The sequence below is a fragment of the Sphingopyxis sp. GW821-FHT10B01 genome (assembly GCF_059415685.1).
In genome coordinates this window covers 771130-791632 of sequence record NZ_JBWKNS010000002.1, presented here as the reverse complement: position 1 = coordinate 791632, position 20503 = coordinate 771130, and the positions used below count along the sequence as shown (strand labels likewise).

Genomic DNA, 20503 nt, shown 5'->3' with positions numbered 1-20503 from the left:
AGAATCAATCCACTAATAAATTATTGCGGGTAACGGCGACGCTGGAGTTCGGCGGGTGCCGGCGGACCATAACCCACTTTTTCACGCGCATAGACACGGCGCGATTCGGGGGCGGTCAGGTTGAAAGCCTCGAGCAGGCTGTTGGTCGATGCCAGCACCTGATAGACAGCAAACATCTCCGAGAAACGCGCCGTTTCGGCCCGGACCTGAACGTTAAAGCGCGTGTTCTGCGCATCGAGAACGTCGAGCAACGACCGGCGGCCGACCGAAAATTGCTCGCGATAGGAAATGAGCAACTCGTCGGTCGACTTGCTCTGGTCGACGAGGTCGCGGAACACCGCAGTCTGGGTTTCGCGGCTATTCCACGCGCGGCGGGTGTCGGCCTCCGCATTGCGCTCGGTTTCGTGCAGGCGGAAGCGGCTCTCGCTCGCACGGCGGACCATTTCTTGATATTTCGCGCGGTTGATCCCGCCATCGAAAATATCCCAGCGCATGACGACGCGGCCCAAAAGGTCGTTCGTCTCGCCGCGGAACGCGTCGATATCGTCACCGATCCGGCCCGACAATTCGAGGCCGATGGTCGGGAAGAAATCGCCTTTCGCTTTCGCGGCGTCGGCATTGGACGCATCGACGTCGGCCTGTGCCTCCAGCACCTTGGGATGCCGCGACCGGGTCAGGCCAACGGCTTCGCTGAGGCTGACGGGCAGCTTTTCCGCCATCGCGGGCGGCATCTGCACGTCATCGACCTGAAGCCCGCTCAGCGCGAGCAGCTCGATTTTCGCATTCTGGAGGGCTTCCTTCGCTTCCGACACACGGACGCTGGCCGCCTTCGCGCGTTCCTGCGCCTGCTGAAGATCTGCGACGCTGATCGAGCCGGCGGTGACGCCGCTCGACAGGTCGGACACCAGGCTGTTGTGAAAGGTCATATTGTCTTCCGCCGCGGCGACGACGCGCTGCTGCAGCAGGACATCGAGATATTGCCGCGCGGTTTGCAGGGCAATGAACTCGGACCGTTCAAGCACGCGCAGCGCAGCGCCATCGACGCGCGCCGCCTGACGCAGCTTTTCGCCATGGCGCCGGCCGAAATCGATCAGCGTCTGGTCGGCGCGGAGCGAGGCTTCGAGCGGATACAGCTCGTCGTTGGCGATACCGAGGTTGCGCCGCGTCGCATTTTCGAGCCGGCGAACGCCCGCCGACATTTCGAGCGTGACGCGCGGCAAATACAGGCCTTTCGCTTGCTCGAGTTCGAACTCGATCGCCTGCTTGTTCATTTCCGCCTGATTGATCTGCGGATTGGAATCGATCGCGACCGCCATGACATTCTGCATGGTGGTGGGTTCGGCAAAGGCCGAACTCGCGAACAAGGATATGGCGATGGCCGAGGCAAAGCCGGCGAGCTTATATTGCGGTTTCATCACTGTCCCCCCGTCCCGTTCACTTCAACTTCAACGCGCCGGTTCTCCGGCGTGCGCTGGCCGTCCACAGTCTGGACGCGCGGCTTGCGCTCGCCCATGCCCGACACCGCGATGGCATCGGCCGGAATGCCCGCGGCACCCATCATGTCGGCGATCACGCGCGCACGGCGCAGCGCCAGACCTTCATTATAGCTGTCGGAGCCCGACCGGTCGGTGTGACCAACGACCGTGAAGCTGCGCCAGCCGCAGCGCGTCCGGTTTTCGGCCATGAAAGCGGCCGATTGGCCCGCGTCCGCAGGCGCGACGGTCGAATTCCAGTCGAAGAAGAAGGTCGACGCGACCTCCGGCGGGCAATTTTCCGTCGTTGGCGGGGCAGGCGGCACGAGCGGCGCTTCGGGTGCCGGCTGCGGCCCACGCGTCATCATGCCATAAGCGAAATCGCAGCGCCGCAGGCTTTCGGCGTCCTTGATGTTCGACTTCAGAAAGCCCTTTGCAATGCCGCACTGGACCTTCGCTTCCGAAGCCCAGGTATAGACGTTGCTGTTGGCGGCAACGACCGAGCGGTCCGTCGTCAGCGCCAGCGCCGCATCATAGCGGGTTTGAACCTCGGTTCGCACCTGGCCGATCGGCTGGTCAGCGAGCGTCTGCGCCAATGCGCTGCCCGGCTGGGCGAAGGCCAGCGTGGCAATTGCCCCCGCCATCCATTTTCCCGGTTGATGTGCCATGCTCGTCTCGCCCTCCCGTTATTATAAGCAATATTGGTCCAAAAATGCCGATCAGGCGGCCGCCATATTGTGAAGATCCTGCTCCAAAGGCTGGCTGATCGGGAACGCTACATCCGGCGCCACCTTCTGATCGAGGAACTGCGCCAGATCGAAGGCCGGCGTCTCGCTGGCGGCGACCTGAACCGGTTCGCCGCTGCCCACGATGGCGTTGATCAGATGGTCGACCGCGCCGGTTTCCATAACCTCTGCGAGCACCGCGACGGCCGCCGGATCATGCGCCGCGACGTCGGCGCCGGCAGGCGCCGCTGCGGCGGGCAAGGCGCCCAGCGCAAGCAGGCCGTCCATCACGCCGGTGTCCGACGGTCCCCGGTCGGCGATCATATCGAACAGCGAGTCCGAATCGGCGGGGTCGCTATTGCCGCCGGTTTCGGTGCGCCAGCCGCTGTCCTGCGCGTCGTCGATCGAGGCAGCGCTATGATCCTCGGAATGCAGTGTTGCCGAATGATCGGGCGTGGCGGCTTTCGGCGTCTCCGAAAGACTGTCGCCGGCAATCCCCGAAGCGGTCCCGGCTGGTGCGAAGGGCGCAGCCACTGCGGCCCCCGTTTCCGTCGGCACGACGACCTGCGCCTCCTCCGTTGCCACCGGCTGCGGTGCGACATTGTCGGGCTGGGCTTCGCTCACAACGGCAACGAGCGAGGCGGCGACCAGCGAACTCGTGAGCGCCTGATTGCCCGCAGAACGCTGAACATCTTCGGCCTCGCGCGCCGAGGCACGGGTGCCGAGCTGCGTATCGAGCTGGGCTTCGATATAGTCGCCGGTCGACCCGTCGGCCCGGGTGAAGGTACCGCGCGCGGTCACTGTCTGGCCGTCGATCGTTTCGTCGGCATGCGCCGCGCCCGTGGCGATCGAGACGATGCCATGATCGGCGAGGCCCGAAAGCTCGCCGGCATCGCTGACGCCGTCGGCATTGGCATCCTGCCAGACCAGCAGCTTGGCGAAGGCGGCGTCGTTCGCATCGACCACCCCGTCGCCATTGTCGTCGAGCGACGCCAGCGCCGCGACACCGTTCGCAAACGTCCCACCACCGAAGCCGGGGGTGAAGATTTCGGTCCCGTTGTCGATGGTGCCGTTGCCGTCGAGGTCGACGGCGAGAATGCCGTCGTTCGACGAATTCCACGTTACCCGGTCGGCCGCGCCATCGGCGTTGATATCGAACGCTGCTGTCGGGCCAAAGGAATAGCCATCGCCATTAAGGTCGAGGATGATCGGATCGGCGGCGCCGACGAAGTTGGCAGCAGACAGATTGCCATAGCCAACGCCGTTGATGGTCATGATATGCTCGACCACCATGCCGTTGTTGCCGGGATCGGTGGCGTCACTGATCGTCACCGAATAGATGCCGGCATTGGCCGTGCCCGTTGCATCGGAATAGACGATAAACGTATAGGTCCCGGTCGGGATCGCGTTCGTCGCGGCCTGGATAAACCCTTCGATCGTCGATCCGTTTCCGTCGTTGCCGAGCGATGTGGTGACCCACGAATTGTTGACCAGTTCGATGATTTCAGTCCCGGCAGCGATGTTGGTCTGGGTCCCGGTCACGGTCACGAAAGTCCCATCGGTTTCGCTTGTTCCGGCAACGGAGACCGCAATCTTGTCCTGCGCGACATTGAAGCTCGAAACGGTCACAACCGTATCATCGCCGGTGCCAACAGCATCGTGATTGAACACAATCTTGTCCGCTGCGGCATCGCTGCCTAGATCGACCGTCCAGTTGCGCGGGGTGAGTGCGCCAGCGTTGATGGTGACCGTATCGGCGCCCGCCCCCGCATTGACGACGCTGTTCGTCCCGGTGCTCGCGGTGATCGCGTCGCCGTTCGCCGAGCCCGTAATGGCGATCGTTTCGGCCTGATTGCCGAGGTTGATCGTTACGCCAGCCGCCGCACCCGATGCGGAAACCGCCTCGACATTCACCAGCCTGCCATCGGCAAGACCGTTCAGGTCGGCCGAGGTCGAAGTCAGAACGATGGTGTCGGTTGCATTGCCGCCAAGGTCGATCGTGCCGCTCGCCTGAATGATCGCGTCGAGCTGAGCCCCGGTCAGCGTCAGCGTGTCCGCCCCGCTGCTGCCGGTGATATTGCCGACTTCGACATTGCTGACCGCCGGGAGGCTGGCGGCGGTGAGGTTCACCGCGCCGCTGAAGGTGATGGTCAGCACATCATTGGTGTTTCCACCAAGGTCGATCGCGCTGAACGACAGCCATTGCGCTATCGACATCGTCACATTGTCGAGACCGGTGCTGCCGGTCAGCGTTTCGATGCTGCTGATCGTGCCCGTCGTAAAATCGACCGCCGTGGCGTTGGTCAGCTCGATCGTGTCGTTGTCGGCCCCGCCGTTGATCGACTCGCCCGCCACAAAATTTCCGTTAGCGAGCAGGAAGCGATCGTTGCCGGCGTCGCCGGTCAGCACATCCGCACCGCCGCCGCCGGTGATCGTATCGGCACCGGCGCCGCCCGAGATCGTGTCGATGCCGGAACCGCCGGTAAGCGTGTCGCCGCTCGCCGAACCGACGATGGTCAAGGCTTCGGTCTGGTTGCCGAGGGTAATCGTCACGCCTGCGCCAGCCCCGGCCGCCGAGATCACCTCGACGCCGGACAGGCCAGCGTTGGCGAGCGCATTCAAATCGCTTGAGGTCGAGGTGAGATTGATCGTGTCCGCACCGCCGCCGAGATCGATTGTCCCGGAGCCATTCAGGATCGCGTCCAGTTGCGCGCCCGTCAGGGTGATCGCATCCGCGCCGCCGCTACCACTCAGATTACCCGTTTCGACGTTGCTGACCGCCGTTGCGGAAGCCCCGGAAATATCCAGCGCGCCACTGAAAGTGACGGTCAGCGTGTCGCTGCCACCCGCCAGATTGATCGTGTTGAATGCGGCCCACTGCTGCGCCGACATCGTCACGCTGTCGTTGCTGCCACTGCCGGTCAGCGTCTCGACACCGATGATCGCACCGGTCGTGAAGTTCACCGTGGTCGCATTGGTCAGCACGATGCTGTCGGTCCCGGCGCCGCCGTCGATAAATTCGCCCGCGCCGAAGTGACCGTTGGCGAGGTTGAAGGTATCGTTGCCGCCAAGGCCATACATATAGTCGCTGCCGGTCTTGCCGACGATCGTGTCGTCGGCACCGTCGCGGCCGACAAGGATATCGTTGGCGCTGGTGCCATCGAGCTGCGTCTCACCCGCTTGCGCACGATTGACGGTAACGCGTGCCGTATCCGTCGGCGTGGTCGCGTAGAAGAAGCTGCCGCCGTCCGTGTCGTTGTCGGTGAAGGTGAAATTCCCGCCGCCGCGCGTCACACCGGTCGCGTCGGTAATATTGCTCGCCGCCCCGGTAATCGCCGTGCCGGCCTGGTCGTTGGCAAGCAGCGCCGCTTCGGCGATCTGGATCGCCGCACCCGAGCCGCTGGCATTGGTGATGACGATGTCCGCGCTCGCAATATTGCCGCCGCCGGGGCCGCCGCCGTCGACCACCGTCACGGTCAGGGTCGAGCCCGCCGTGTCGCCATCGCCATCGATCACCGAATAGTTGAATATCTCCGTTGCCGCCGTGGGGGTGGCGTCGGGAGCATAGGACCAGATTCCAGTCGCGAAGTTGAGCGTCAGCGTGGCGCCCTCCGGCGTCGTCGCCGAGATGCTGTTGCCCGCCACATTGCCCGTGAGGGTACCCGTCCGGGTGATCGTGTTGTTGCCATCCCAGGTATAGGTCGTGCCGCTAACCGTGATCGACAGGATCCGGCCACCGTCGCCGCCGAAATTGTCGTTGGCATCAAGGTCGCCGCTGACCGGCAACGCCACCACGGCGTCGAGCAACGTCGCAACAAGGTCGTCGAAATCGGTCACCACAATCGGGGCCGGACCGCCGTCGACATTGACGTCCTGCAACCGCGGAACGCTGATCCCGTCACCGACGCCGATCGCGGTGACATTGACGTTACCGGCGTTGACGAAATTGATCCAGTCGGCCCGCGTCGCGTCGGCGAGCGAATTGCCGCCGGTTCCCGTCTGTTCGTTCGGATTGCCGTCGCTGAGGAAGAAGACCTGGTTGCTGGCGGTCGGGCTGGGGACATAAAAGTCCATCAAGGTCTCGATACCGGCGGTGAAGTCGGTGCCGTCATTGAAAGGCCTGCTCCCGCCCTCCGCCGGGTTGTAGCCATCGACGGCGTTCACGAAGCTCACCGGATCGGTGAAGACACCAAGATTGCTGGCAGTCGATGAAAAGCCGATGAGGCGGATCGAGACATTGCCGCTGGAACTGCCGAACAGCAGCAGGCCGGCTTCGCGAACCGCGCTGAGCAGGGTATTGAGTTCGGTGTTGTCGATGCTGCCCGAGAAATCGATCACGAAGGCCGCGTTGAAATCGAGCGTCGCTTCGGTGGTCGTCCCCGAATCCGCGGTCGTCGTCGGACCATCGTCCTTGAACGTCAGCTGCTGGCCGATATTGATCGTGGCCTTGGCGCTGTCGCCGTCACCATCGGTAATTGTTCCAGTGACCGTGATCAGATTGGCGGCGGCGAGCGTTTTCGCATCGTCATGTGCCGCGCCGGGGCCGCCATCGACGTCGTGCGCGATCGCGCGAATCTGATCGAGCGTGATGTTGCCACTGGCGTCGACGGCAACAGTGAAGACCGTCGGGCCGCCTGCGCCGGCGGTGCCGACCACCTGATTGCCGACCAGCGTCAGCACGACGGCTTGTCCCGTCGCCGTGTCGACGAGACCGGTCGAGCCGGCGTTGATGCCGAGCGCATAGGTCACGGTCCCCGGGCCATCGGCGCCATAATTGGTCGTGAACACCGCAGCGCTCATCGCATTGGCGCCGAAGTTCGATTCGTCGACCGTAAGGATCGGCAGCGGAGCCGCGACCGCGATCGACGGGCCATCGTCGGCGAAGCGGATGTTGCCGCCGAGGTCGATCGACGTCGTGCTGGTCCGGGTGTCGCCATCGGCATCGGTGATCGTCGCCGTGCCGGTCAGGTTGACGAGACTGTTCGCGAGCGTCGCAAACTGCCCATCATAGGGTCCAGCCGTGTTGCCGGGCGTCGCATGATCGATTTCGGCGAACTGGGTCAGCGTGACCGCGCCCCCTGCGTTTACCGCGAGCGAGAAGATCGTGTTCGCGCTGGTAACGCCTGCCGGGGTTGCCGAAGTCGAACCGACGATCGAACCGTCGGGCTGGGTGTACAGGCGGATCGCCGCGCCGTTGCTCGAAAGGCTTGCAAGACCGCCGTTCGCGACAGCGAGGCCGAGCGAATAATTGAGCGTCGTCGTGCCCGCGCCATCGGCACCATAGGCCGAGTTCAGCACAAAGACGCCGCCGAAGTTCGCGGTCGAAGTCGCGGTGTCGGAGATGGCCGCGCCGATCGTCTCGGCATCCTGCGTCGTGAGCAAGACGCTGTTCGTATCGTTCGCGGTAAGCGTCACGGTCGGCAAATCGTCCGAAACGGTAACCGTGACGGTGCCGGTCGCCGTATCGCCATCGGTGTCGGTGGCAACGACGCCGACCGAACCCAGGTTGACGAGATCATCGACATTGACGCCCGGATGGTCGTCATAATTGTCGTTGAGCGTCGCGGTGACCGATGCATTGCTGCCGACGCGCACCAGGTCGAGCGTCACGACGAGCCGCGCGCCGTCCGATCCAGTGATCTGCGTGTCGGAGACGCGCACCCAGGTCAGTCCGCCGCCGAGGCCGGCGAGGCTGGCTGCGAAAACGATCGAGGCAATCGCGTCCGCGCCGGGCGTGAAAACGAGCGTTCCGTTCGCCGAATCCGGACCCGCCGGGGTCGAGCCATCGGACAGATTCTGGTCGTCGAGCGCCAGCGTGATCGATCCGCCCCCGATGGGATTGGCGCCGTCGGTCAGGCTGATCACCTGCGTCGACGTCGACGGATCGCCGTCGCTGTCGGTGATCGTGTAGCTGAAGCCCGCATTGACCGCTGCGGCATTGTTCACCGGATTCGGGTCGAAGGTCCACACGCCCGCCGCGGTGAAGGTATAAACGCCGTTCGCGGTCGTGATCGTCGTCGTGCCAGCCGGCGCGATCGCGGTGGTTGTCGCGCCGATCGTTACCGACGTGACCGTCGCGCCATCGGCGCCGCGCGTGTCGTTGGTCAGCAGATTGCCGCCCACCGCCGCGGCATCCTCGGCGACGATGATGTCGGCATCGGGCCGTGCAGTCGGGACGTCATCGATGATGTTCACGGCCAGCGTACTGCTGGTGGTGTCGCCGTCGGTGTCGGTGAGCGAGACGGTGAAATTCTCGAACAGGCTATTTTCGTTCGCGCCCGTCGCGTGGGTTTCGGCGGCATTCAGCGTATAGGTATAGCTGACCTCGCCCGTTGCGGCGTTATAGGCGGTGATCTTCAACGTGTTGCCAAGCGGCGTGGTGATCGTCGCGGCGGTAAATACGCCGTTCGCGATCACCTGCGTCCCGTGCACCGACAGATTGGCGACACCGTCGGGCGCCGAGATGTTGAACGTTCCGGTCGCCGTCAGCGCCGCAGCGTTGGGCGAGGAACCGGTCAGCAAATCATCTTCATCGACCGTCACGTCACCGCCCTGCGCCTCGGGGGTCAGGTTGGTGATCGTCACGCCGTCGTCGGAGCCGGTCAGCGTCACGGTTACGCGCGCCGAATCGCTGTCGCCGTCGGTGTCGGTCAACGTATAGTTGAAGATATCGGTCAGCGTCTGACCCGGCGGCAACGCATCAATCGCGGCCTGACCGGTTGCATTCAGCGTGTAGGTCTGCGTGCCGTCACCGTTGAGCGTGAGCGAACCATAAGTCCCGGTCACGCTGGTGAAGGTGCGGCTGCCGAAGCCGTCTGGGCCGGGATTGTCGTTCGTGTCGACGTCGAAGACGACGAAGCTCGGTCCGCCTTCGGTCAGCGAGATATCGTCATTCACGGCGATCGGCGCACCATCGGCAATACTGACCGAAAAGTCCCCCGTGACCGGGTCGCCGTCCGCATCGGTGAGCGTGACGGTGAAACCGATCGTTTCGGCAACCGTCGTCGTCGTGACGCCCGCGTTGGTCAGACTGATCTTGCCGCCGCCGCCGCCGACGCTCTGGCCGTAGATATCGATCCAGTCGATGAACTTGCCAGCCGGCGCCTGCAGGTTCAGCGTGCCGACATTGCCAGCGGTCGTCAGATTGCCGAACGTGCCGTCGGTATAGTGGACGACGAGCTGCAGCGTGTCGGCTGCAGCGAAGTTTGTCAGGCTGAATGTCGCATAGCTGATCTCGGGCAATATCGCGGGCGGCGGTGTATAGCCGCCAGGGCCATCAAAATCCTCAGCCGGCGCGCCGAAGTCAAAGCGCATGAACTCGCCATTGTTGAAATTATTATTGGCAATGCCCCAGCCGCCCGTCGAACCGTTTACGCTGGAAAGCGTCAATCCGGCGGGATTGGTCGCGCCCGTGCTGTACCAGGTCGCTGCGTTGAAGGCGCCGCTGGTCATCCACCCGGCCACGACGGAAACATCGCCGCCGCCGCCGGTCAGGATCTGCGATTGCGTGGGACCGGCACCGAAGGAAGACGCGCCGCTGATCGGCGTATTGACCACATCGCCGTCAAGCGGTGCGAGCAGGTCGAACACATATTGGCTCGTTCCCGGATTGACGGTGAGCGTGAACACCGCGGTGTCGGTACCCGGATCATAGATGCCGTCATTATCGGTGTCGGCATAGGCCGTCAGCACGTTGCCCGACTGATTGGTCACGAGCGTGTGGCCGCCCGAGGTCATGCCGCTGACATTCGCGGTGATTGTGCCAACCGTTGCCGGCGAATCGGCACCGACCGAGAAGGGAATCGCACCCGTCGTGGTCACGGCCGCGGGATTGTTCGAAGTGGCACCGTTCGGAATCACCCCCAAGGTGGGCGTATCGTCATCGAAGGTGATCTGCAGCGAACCCGTCGCCGGCGAACCGTCGGCGTCGGTGACCGTATAGCTGAGCGTTGCGGTCGCGTCATTTTCCGCATTGCCCGTGGCATGCAGGACATTGTCGAGCAGCGTGACCTTATAGGCACCGGTCGCGGTATCGGTAACCTGCACCGTGAACAGCACGCCGCGCGGCCCCGTGGCCGTCAGCGTGTTCGTCAAGCCATTCCAGCCATAGGTCACGGTTTCGGTGCCGACGGTGCCCGTCGTTCCGTTCATGGCAGCGAAGCCGATCGAGCCTGCGCCGTCGCCCCCGAAATTGTGGACCAGCACACCTCCGAACGTCGCCTGATTGTTGTCGCCGTCGTCGTTGGCGTCAGGAAGATCGCCGGTGCCGCCGGGATTGCCGCCCGACAGCGCGTCGTCATCGACCGAAGCAAGCGTTGTGCCGGCGGTCGGGACGTTGGCGTCGGTGATCGTGAAGCTGATCGTCGAGGTTGCCGGGTCGCCGTCACCGTCGGTCACGGTGAACGAAGCCGACGCCGCCCCGGGACCGACGACCGAGGCGTCAGCGGTAAAGCTGTAACTGCCGTCCGCCTTTACCTTGATCGTGCCGTTGCCGATGTCGATCGCTTGAGAGAAGTTGTCGCCGCCGAAGACCAGGACGGTGCCGTTGATATGAGTCACGCTGGCGCCATCGGCGCCCGGGACGAAGTCGAGCGTCCCCGTAACCGTCGCGCCTTCGGCAACGGCCTGGCTCGGTTCGACCGAGGCTGAGGGAATATCGTCGATCACCTGCACCGTGACGACGCCCGTGGCGATATCGCCGTCGGTATCGGTCGCCTGTACGGTGACGGTGCCAAGCGCCGCAGTCTGCGCCGCCATGGCGAGTTCGTGCGGCAGATTGTCCGCCAGCGTCACGGTGACGGTCGCCGAAGCGGTTGCACCGGGCGCAACGCTGTTGCCAGCGGGCGGGGTCAGGCTGATCGTGATCGCGGCGGGACCGCCGAGCGTCAGCGAACCGATGATGGTCTGTCCGCCGGGTGCCAGCGTCCAGAAGAGGTCGGTGCCCGCGCCGTCGATATTGGCCGCAAGACCCGCGACGCCGGTAAAGGCGAAGCCCGACAATGTATCCGAACCCGCGGTGAAGCTGAGATTGCCGCTCGCCGTTTCGGCGTTGCTCGCCGGGTTGCTGCCGATACCGTTCAGCGCGGCTTCGTTGACGGTCACCGTGATCGGGGTCGCATTCACCGGGTTCGCGCCGTCGGTGATCGCGATCGTCAGGCTGTCCGAGGTCGGATCGCCATCGCGGTCGACCGCCGACAGGGTGAAGCTGGCGGACGGATTCGCGGCATTGTTCTGGTTGCCCGCGGCGGTAAAGCTGAAGGTGCCGTTGGCGTTGACCGTGAGCGTGCCCGTCGGCTGGACGATCGACACGCTGCTTCCCGGCGCCAGCGACAATGTTTGGTTGGTGCCCCCGAAATTGACGTTGACCGAGGTCACGCCATCGGCGCCCTTATCGAGCGTCCAGGTGCCGTTCGCGGTCGCGCCTTCGACGACGCTGATCGGCGTGTCGGAGACGTTAAGCGTCGGCAGATCGTCAACGATCGTGACACCGAATGCGCCCGAGCTCGTCGTGCCGTCGCCGTCGGTGACGGTGAAGCCGATGCCCGGCAGGAAATCGCTGTCTTCGCTGCCCGGAACCGCCTGATCGATCGCCTGCGACAGGGTGACCGTATAGCCATAGGTGACTTCGGTCGCGCCGGGGCCGGCGGTCGCCGTCGTCAGGCTGATGCGGATCACTTCATTGCCTGCAACCGATCCAACGAGGTCGTTTCCGACTTTCGCGAAGGTCACAGCCACACCGCCAACGGTCAGCTGCGTGTCGAGCGCGGCGCTGTCGTTGAGGACGAGCGAGCCCGCAAGCGTCGCCGGGACGTCGCTGCCGAAATTGACGATGATCGTGCCATTGGCACTGGCGCTGCCGGTCGAAGCCACTTCGCCGGGCAGGCCATTGTCGGCATTCGCACCGGCAAGGCCGTCCTCGTCGACCGTCACATTGACGGGTGTGCGGATCTGCGGCGCCGAATCGGCGGTCAGCGTGATCGTCGCGGTGGCGACCGACGTGTCGCCGTCGCCGTCGGCGATCCGGTACTGGAAGCTGACATTGCCGGTTTCCTGTGCACCGGGCGTATAGGTGAAGGTGCCGTCGCCATTGTTGACGAGCGTGCCGGTGCCGGTCAGCGACCCGCCGACAAGCTGGACTGCGGACGGCTGAACGCTGTCGGCGCCCTGCACATCGTTGGCGAGCACGTTGATCGTGACCGGCGCATTCTCGATCGCCTGCGTCGCACCGTCGTCGACCGCGGTGGGGACGTCGTCGGTGATGCGGATGTCGATCGTCGCGCTGGCGGTCGAACCATCGATATCGGTGACGGTGACCCCGACGCTGTCGGTGCGACTATCCTCACCCATCGACGGATGGTCGGTGCGGTTGTCGGTCAGCGTGTAGCTGTAGGTGAACGTCCCGCCGATCACCGAGCCGTCGGCGCCGGTGACAGGCGTAAAGCCGGTGACGTTGAGCGTGCCATAGGCGGTCTGGACAAACTGCGGCGTGAAGGCCCCATTGGCGACAACGAGCGTCAGCGGTGCGCCGAGCGGCACGCCGTTGAAGCTGGTGAGTACGACCGTGCCCATCCCGTCGGGGGTCGACACCGAAAAGCTGTTGCTGTCGGTCACGCCATCGGGGCTCGTGTCCGAACCCGGCGCTTCGCCGGGACGCACCGGCAGATCGTCTTCGTCGACGAACAGCTCGGCACCTTCGGCATTGAGGCCGTTGATCGTCACGCCATCGTCGGCGCCGTTGATCGTGATCGTCAGCGTCGTCGTCGCGGGATCGCCGTCACCGTCGGTGATCGTATAGGTAAAGATCTCGGTCAGCGTCTCACCCGCCGACAGGCCCTGCACCGGCTGCGCCGCATTGTTCAGCACGTAGGAATAGCTGCCGTCGGCATTGAGCGTCAGCGTGCCATAGGCCCCGGCAAGCCCGGCGCCCACGGTGCCGACAGTCGCGCCAAAGTTGACGCCCGTCACGCTCGCGCCATCGGCTCCCTGCACATCGGCGACCCCGTCGGTCGTGTTGGCATCGGTACCGCCCGTACCGGTCAGCACATTGCCGTCAGCCGTCGCGGGATTGTCCCCGTTGCCGCTGTCCTCGGTCACGCTGTCCACATCGGGTTTCGCTGTCGGAACATCGTCGATGATGTTGATCACCAGCGTATCGGTCGCGGTGTCGCCGTCGCTGTCGGTTACGACCGCGGTGAAGCTGTCCGACGTATTGTCGCCCGCGGTGTTGGTGGTCAGCGTATAGCTGTAGCTGTACGCGCCGCCGCTGACCGTCACGGTCAGCACGCCGAGCGACGTCGTCACGGTGCCGCCGGCGGTCACATCGACGCCGTTGATCAACAGCGTATCGACGCTGTCGTTGCCCGTGGTCAGCGTAAAGCTGCCCGTCGTGGTCTCGCTGTTCGACGCGGCATTCGATCCGGCCGGCAGCCCCGCCTCGTCGACGCTGTTGTCGGCGCCCAGATCGATCGTCGGGACCGAGTCTTTCGCCAGCGTCACCGTCACCGTCGCGGTCGCGGTGTCGCCGTCGCCATCGGTGATCGTATAAGTGAAGCTGTCGCTGCCTTCCTGGCCCGCGGTCGGCGTATAGGTGAAGGTTCCATCGCCATTATAGACGACGCTCCCCTTCGTCGGAGCATCGCCCAGCGCGACGCCCGTCGCCGGGTCGACGCCATCGGCGCCGCGGACGTCGTTGCCCAGCACATTGATGACCACCGGCGTGTCTTCCGCCGCACCCGCGCTGTCATCGGCGGCTGTCGGAACATCGTCGATGATACGGACGTCGAGGCTGGCGTTCGCGCTCGACCCGTCGCTGTCGGTGACGACGACGGCGAAGCTGTCCCCGACAAAATCCTCACCCTGGCTTGTGTGGGTCAGCGTGTTGTCGGACAGCACATAATTATAGGTGAAGGTCCCGCCGGTCACCGAACCGTCGGCGCCGATAACGGGCGTGAAGCCCGTGATGTTGATGACCCCCAGCGGACTCGTGGCGGTGCCCGCGGTGAAGACACCGTTCGTCACGACCTGCACGCCGCCGATCGTCACATTGCCGAGCCCGTCAGGGGTCGACACGGTGAAATTGTTCGTCTGGGTCAGCGCCCCCTCATCGGGCGACGAACCATCGATCAGATCGTCTTCGTTGACGATGACTTCGGCGCCTTCGGCATTCAGGCCATTGATTGTCACGCCATCGTCGGCGCCGTTGATCGTGATCGTCAGCGTCGCCGTTGCCGTGTCGCCGTCACCGTCGGTGATCGTGTAGGTAAAGGTCTCGGTCAGCGTCTCGCCCGCCGACAGGCCCTGCACCGGCTGTGCGCCATTGTTGAGGACGTAAGTGTAGCTGCCGTCGGCATTCAACGTCAGCGAGCCATAGGCTCCGGCAAAAGCCTCGCCCAACGTTCCGCCGGCCACGGCCGTCACCGTCGCACCATCGGCGCCTTGAGTGTCGGCGACCCCGTCGGTCGCATTGGCGTCGCCGCCACCCAAGCCCGTCAAAACATTGCCGTCGGCGGTCGCGGGATTGTCCCCGTTACCGCTATCTTCGGTCACGCTGTCGGCATCGTTTAGCGCCGTCGGCACGTCGTCGATGATGCGCACGTCGAGGCTGGCATTGGCGCTCGACCCGTCGCTGTCGGTCACCACAACGGCAAAGCTGTCGGTGACACTGTCCTCGCCCGGCGCGCCATGCGTCAGCGTGTTGTCGGACAGCACATAATTATAGGTGAAGGTTCCACCGATCACCGAACCGTCGGTGCCGAGCACTGGCGTAAAACCGGTAATGTTGACGGTCCCGAGCGGACTCGTGGCGGTGCCCGCGGTGAAGATGCCGTTCGTCACGACCTGCACGCCGCCGATCGTCACATTGCCGAGCCCGTCGGGGGTCGACACGGTAAAGCTGCCCGACTGGGTCAGCGCCGCCGCGTCGGGCGACGAACCGTCGATCAGGTCATCTTCGTTGACGACAAGTTCGCCGCCTTCGGCGTTCAGGCCGTTGATCGTCACGCCATCGTTGGCACCATTGATCGTGATCGTCAGCGTCGTCGTCGAAGTGTCGCCGTCACCATCGATGATCGTGTAGGTGAAGGTCTCGGTCAGCGTCTCGCCCGCCGCGAGGCCCTGCACCGGTTGCGACGCATTATCGAGGACATAGCTGTAGCTGCCGTCGCTGTTCAGCGTCAGCGAACCATAAGCCCCCGCAAGCGGTTCGCCCACCGCACCGCCCGCGACCGCCGTCACGGTCGCGCCGTCGGCGCCCTGCACATCGGCGGCCCCGTCGGTCGCATTGCCGTCCTCGCCGCCAGCGCCGGTCAGGACATTGCCGTCCGCCGTCGTCGGGCCATCCTCGGTCACGCTGTCGCTGTCGGCGCGCGCGATCGGCGCGTCGTCGACGATGTCTATGTCGAGCGTATCCGTCGCGGCGTCGCCATCGGCATCGGTGATAACGAGAGCGAAGCTGACCGTGGAGCCGTCACCGTCGAGCGTGTTGTCGATCAGCGTGTAGACATAGGTGACCGAGCCCTGCCCGGTCGCGGGATTATAGGCGTAGCCGGTGACGACGAGCGTCCCCGTTGCATCGCTCGCGACTGTCTGGGGCAGCGATCCGGGCGTCACCACGACGCCACCGATCGACACGCTGCCGACGCCGTCGATCGCGGTGAAGGTGATCGTGCCGCTGGTCGATGCGCCGCCGCCGCCGCCTTCGCCCGCCGCAAAGGTCGAACCGGGGGTTTCGCCTGCGCGGCCCGCCAGATCGGCTTCATAGACGATCGTACCGCCATTACCCTCCCCGTCACCGGGGACGAAGGTGATGACGGTCGGCGCATCGGCAATGCTGATCGTCAGCGTCGCCGTCGACGTGTCGCCGTCGCCATCGGTAATCCGGTAGGTGAAGACGTCGTTGACGCCGCCGGGCGTGCCCGGAGTCCGGACATAGCTATAGCCGCCCTGCGCGTTGATCGTCAGCGTGCCATATTGGCCCTGCACCGTACCCGGTGCCGAAAAATTGCCTTCGCCGCTCGCGCCGCGAATGCCGGTCAGCGTCGCGCCGTCGGCGCCGGGCGTGTCGGCCCCCGCCGCGCCGCTGGTCGTACCCGCGCCGGTCAGCACATTACCCGTTTCGGGTGCAAAGCTGCCCACCGCAACCTGATCGGTGTCGTTGCGCGCGGTCGGCACGTCGTCGACCACCGAAATGGTCAGCGTCGCGGTCGCGGTGTCGCCGTCATTGTCGGTGACGACAACCGTGAGCGGGTCAGTCACATTGTTGTTCGCGTTGGTATTGTCGGTCAGCGTGTAGCTGTAGCCGACATTGCCAGGCGTCAGGCTGGTGATGGTCAGCTGGCCGAGCGGCGTGGTGACGACCTGCCCGACGGTCGTGATGACCGTGCCGTTGATCGTGATCGAATCAAGCCCGTCGCCGGCGTCGTAGACGATCGACCCGGTGGTGGTTTCGCTATTCGCGGCGCTGTTGCTGCCGGCCGGCTCGTTGCCGCGCGCCGGAAGGCCGGCTTCGTTAACGCTGGCAGTCGCGGCGACCACGCCGGTGGGCTGGTCGGGCGTGACGATGACGATTTCCGGCTCTTCGTCGATAACATCCGGCAGCAATTCACGCTCTTCCGGCTGCGGGAAAGCGAGTTCGGTATAGGGCAGCAGATCGCCGAGCGCATAAGCATCCTGGATCGGGCCTTCAGGGTCGGCGAAATTGCCGCCCGAACTGCGGACACCGGCTTCGGGGTTCAGCTCGCCCAGATTTTCCAGCAGCTGAGCGACCGTGCTCGCAGGGACCGTATCGCCATCGAGGACAATCGAGGGGATATCGACCGCGCCGCCCGGAATGATGAACACCTGACCGTTCGGCAGGGTGATGACAAGATCAGCCCCGGACACCGTGATATCGTCGATCGACGCGCCGGCGGGCAATATGATGCGTCCGCTCGCGTCCGGAACGAGGATAGCCTGGATCGCCAGCGGGATGATCGATGCAGTCGCAGTGACGTTTGCGGCAGCGGCAAGAAATTCGCTGCCCGCCACAGCCTGGTTCGATTGGTCGGTCGATGCGCTGTCGCGCTGGGGACCAGCCATTCCATTCCGGGCCGGATTGTCAAAAGCATCCATGTCAATTTCCCTCGAACGCACCTTGCCCTGCCGCAAAAACGGCACAGCAAATGTTTCACAAATTTCAGTGCGACCCACGGTCCGAGCGACTCGGACTTTCCCCACCCATGAGGAAAGCATGGATTCTCAAGATTCCGCAAGCGCGTTAACACATTTTCAGGAAACGATAACTTTCGTTAAATTCCGCATAGATTAACAACAATTGGCTTGGATGATTGTTATTTATATTCAATAGTATAATTCGCTCTTCAGAAGAGCATATCGCCACTATCCCGGGCCTGTTTCCGTCCCAATTCGAACCATAAAATGAGATGACGCGTCATCACCAAGCGTGCTGAAAGGGGCGAATCCGCCCAAGTCCGGAACTGGTTTAAGGAGAGTCGTACAGACGTCCGAGCGATCATCCTGCTCTATGTTCAACGCAGAAAATGCGTCCCGACAATGCAATATTAAGGTTACTGGGCGATAGCAGGTCGCCAAAGGAGACGCTGGTGGGATCGTTGCTGGCTCATATCGCAGACCCGGTCGAAACGACCGACCGCAGGCGGACGAAACGCCGCACCCTCCGGCTGGACGTTGCGGCCCGCTCGGCGACGACCGAATCGGCTGTCGTCATCCGCGATCTTTCGCGGACAGGCCTGCTAATCGAAACCGACGCCGTCTTTGCAATCGGCGAGACCTTCATCCTGATCCTGCCCGAACTTGGGGCAGCCCCCGCGCGCATTGTCCGCAGCGATGGCAAAAGCTTCGGGTGCGAGTTTCTGTCGCCCGTCCCGGCTAATGCGATCAGCGCGGCGTTGCTCAAGGCGCCCTACAACGAAGAAACGGGCGAGATTGCCGAAAGCATAGCCGTCGGCAAGACCGATACATTCATTGCAAAGCGCCCGTCGAGCGCCCTTCTCTTCACTGCGGTAACCGCCTTGTTCACGGCGATGCTGCTGCTCGTCCTCGTTGCTCTTGCGTCACTGAATTTCTCGTCCGATTGACCCCGGCGTTTGAAGGGAGCGTGACGAAGGCCGCGCCCGTTCGTGCGGCGCGTTCGAGATTGTCATGCGAACCGCTTTATGCCGATTGCTGCCGGAGAGCGGCCGCCCGATATGATGACGGCGCGGTCACGCGGCGCGCTCGACCTGCGGACTCTCGGTCATCCACGGCGCCAGGCGCTGTCGCCGCACATCCCGCGCTGCGACGCGCTCGGCGACGACCGCATACCGGTTGCCTTCGACCAGCACCTCGGGGACGAGCGGCCGGCAATTATAGATTGATGCCATCGCGGCACCATAGGCGCCGGCGGAATGGAATAGCGCGAGATCGCCTTCGCCGACCTGGTCGATAGTGCGCGCCGTCGCGAAGGTATCGCCGCTTTCGCAGATCGGGCCGACAATATTGGCGATGAAGCGTTCACCCGACGGGCGAACCGCCGCAAACTCGTGCCACGCATCGTAAAGTGCGGGGCGGGCAAGGTCGTTCATCGCCGCATCGACCACCACGAACGGGCCATTTCCACCCGGCTTGACCCAGAGGACGCGCGTCAGAAGGACTCCCGCCTCGGCGGCGATGAAGCGCCCGGGCTCGAACAGCAAGGTCGCATCCCAATCGCGAGTGACATCGGCAACCATCACGCCATAGGCTTCGACATCCGCGCCCGGCTGGCCCGGCTCGTAGGACACGCCGAGCCCGCCGCCGAGGTCGACATGATAGACGCGGTGCCCCCGTTGCCGCAGCGCGCGGATCAGGTCGCCGACTTTGCGATAGGCCGCCTCGAGCGGCGCGAGATCGGTAATCTGGCTGCCGATGTGGACGGCAAGACCATGGAGGTCGAGGCCGGGAAGCGCCGCGAGCCGGTCGTACATCGCCGGGGCTTCGCTGAAAGGGACACCGAATTTGCTGTCGCAGCGCCCTGTCGTAATCTTCGCATGCGTGCTCGCATCGACGTCGGGATTAATACGAAGCAACGCGGGCGCCCGTTTTCCGCGCTGCGCCGCGAGAGCCGACAGCAATTGCCCTTCGCGCTCGAGTTCGAGGTTGAAGCGGCCGATCCCGGCATCAAGCCCGGCAATCATTTCGGGCGCCGTCTTGCCGACGCCGGAGAAGACAATGTGGTTGGCGGTTATCCCGGCGGCGAGCGCGCAATCGAGTTCGCCGCCGGAGACGATGTCGGCTCCATAATTTTGACCGGCGAGAATATGGAGCACGGCGAGCGACGGATTGGCCTTCACCGCGAACATCAGCTGCTTGCGAGGCACTTTGCCAAGCGCCGCACGAAAGCGCTGCGCCGAACGCCGGAGCGCATCGGCCGAATAGACATAGGCGGGGGTGCCGATGGTCGCGGCGATCGTTTCGAGCGCGACCGCCTCGACGTGCATCTCGCCGCCGCGCAAGTGAAATGAGGTCATCGATTATGTCCTTGAATGAATGATCAGCGCTTACCGCGCAGGGTCTGCCGGGCGGTCCGTATCGCGCCCGGCAGTTCGCGGTGACGGCTTCGCTCGACACGGAGCGCGAGTCCGACCCTTTTGCCGCCGATCAGGAGAAGAAGGCCGCCTGCAGCCACCAGCACGCCAAGGAGGCCGACGATATCGGCACCATCCGCAGCCGCCGGCGCGAGCCGGGTTGCCAGCGCGCCGGCGGCGATCAGCGCGGCGCCTGCCGCGCGCCAGAAAAGATCGCGCCGGGTCACTTCTTTCCCTCCCGGCACTTTTCATGCCGGTCCCAAAGGACCGTGTCGCCGGCGGCGTGCGCGAGCCTGGCGAGTTCGCGCTCATTCTCGCCGGACGACGAGCAGAGAAGCAGGTCCGCCCGGAACTCGACCTCTTCGCGCATCGCGCGGTCCATATCGCCTGCCTCGAAGACGAGGCCGATGGCCGGGTCGGTCTGGCGGGCGGCCGCCCGCCGGGCGTTGGCGATCAGCCGTGGATCGCTATCGATCCCGCGCCCCTCGATCGCGACGAAGCCGAGTTCGCGCGCACGGTGGACAGCATGGATGAGCAACTCGCCCGCGCCGCAATCGGCGTCGACAATGCGAATGCTGTGCCGACCGCGCTTGCGCAGGCCCCGGAGCTTGCGAAGCATCGCGGGCCAGCGCCGGTCCTTCTCGGCCTCCCTTCGCGCGCCTTGCATCGCGACCGATCGGGCGGCGGCAGCGGGAGACATCCACAGGATGGCTGCGGGCGTCATGAGGGAATAGCGCATGGTCAC

General features: G+C 64.4%; 7 protein-coding genes. 1 reads left to right on the top strand and 6 read right to left on the bottom strand.

Features of this window, described 5'->3' with window-relative positions:
- Positions 1-20: 20 nt before the first annotated feature.
- The 3 genes from AC07NV_RS08220 to AC07NV_RS08210 are packed head-to-tail and all read right to left on the bottom strand — an operon-like array spanning position 21 to position 17272.
- On the bottom strand, positions 21-1415 hold the full coding sequence (locus AC07NV_RS08220) for a TolC family protein (RefSeq protein WP_495165829.1): 1395 nt from the start codon (positions 1413-1415) through the stop codon (positions 21-23).
- Positions 1415-2140, bottom strand: a complete 726-nt coding sequence (locus AC07NV_RS08215) for an OmpA family protein (protein ID WP_495165828.1) — start codon at positions 2138-2140, stop codon at positions 1415-1417. Before AC07NV_RS08215 ends, AC07NV_RS08220 begins: the two co-directional genes overlap by 1 nt.
- 51 nt (positions 2141-2191) lie before the next feature.
- Positions 2192-17272 (bottom strand): beta strand repeat-containing protein, encoded by a 15081-nt coding sequence (locus AC07NV_RS08210; RefSeq protein ID WP_495165827.1) that lies wholly within the window; start codon positions 17270-17272, stop codon positions 2192-2194.
- 524 nt (positions 17273-17796) lie between these two features.
- On the opposite strand from AC07NV_RS08210, the gene AC07NV_RS08205 reads away from it, so the two are divergent.
- A complete protein-coding gene (locus tag AC07NV_RS08205) occupies positions 17797-18291 on the top strand; it encodes a PilZ domain-containing protein (RefSeq protein ID WP_495165826.1) in 495 nt (164 codons plus the stop codon).
- A gap of 126 nt (positions 18292-18417) precedes the next feature.
- On the opposite strand, the gene lysA is transcribed toward AC07NV_RS08205, so the two are convergent.
- Genes lysA through AC07NV_RS08190 form a run of 3 tightly spaced genes read right to left on the bottom strand, consistent with a single transcriptional unit; the run spans position 18418 to position 20497 of the window.
- Positions 18418-19701, bottom strand: a complete 1284-nt coding sequence (lysA, locus tag AC07NV_RS08200; protein ID WP_495165825.1) for a diaminopimelate decarboxylase — start codon at positions 19699-19701, stop codon at positions 18418-18420.
- A gap of 23 nt (positions 19702-19724) precedes the next feature.
- Positions 19725-19985, bottom strand: a complete 261-nt coding sequence (locus tag AC07NV_RS08195) for a hypothetical protein (protein ID WP_495165824.1) — start codon at positions 19983-19985, stop codon at positions 19725-19727.
- Complete coding sequence (locus tag AC07NV_RS08190) at positions 19982-20497, bottom strand: SAM-dependent methyltransferase (protein ID WP_495166011.1); 516 nt, start codon at positions 20495-20497, stop codon at positions 19982-19984. Before AC07NV_RS08190 ends, AC07NV_RS08195 begins: the two co-directional genes overlap by 4 nt.
- Positions 20498-20503: the final 6 nt, after the last annotated feature.

Bases quoted from the DNA above. Each gene is read 5' to 3' on its own strand.
- AC07NV_RS08220 (WP_495165829.1), bottom strand. From the start codon at position 1,415: ATGAAACCGCAATATAAGCTCGCCGGCTTTGCCTCGGCCATCGCCATA.
- AC07NV_RS08215 (WP_495165828.1), bottom strand. From the start codon at position 2,140: ATGGCACATCAACCGGGAAAATGGATGGCGGGGGCAATTGCCACGCTG.
- AC07NV_RS08210 (WP_495165827.1), bottom strand. From the start codon at position 17,272: ATGGCTGGTCCCCAGCGCGACAGCGCATCGACCGACCAATCGAACCAG.
- lysA (WP_495165825.1), bottom strand. From the start codon at position 19,701: ATGACCTCATTTCACTTGCGCGGCGGCGAGATGCACGTCGAGGCGGTC.
- AC07NV_RS08190 (WP_495166011.1), bottom strand. From the start codon at position 20,497: ATGCGCTATTCCCTCATGACGCCCGCAGCCATCCTGTGGATGTCTCCC.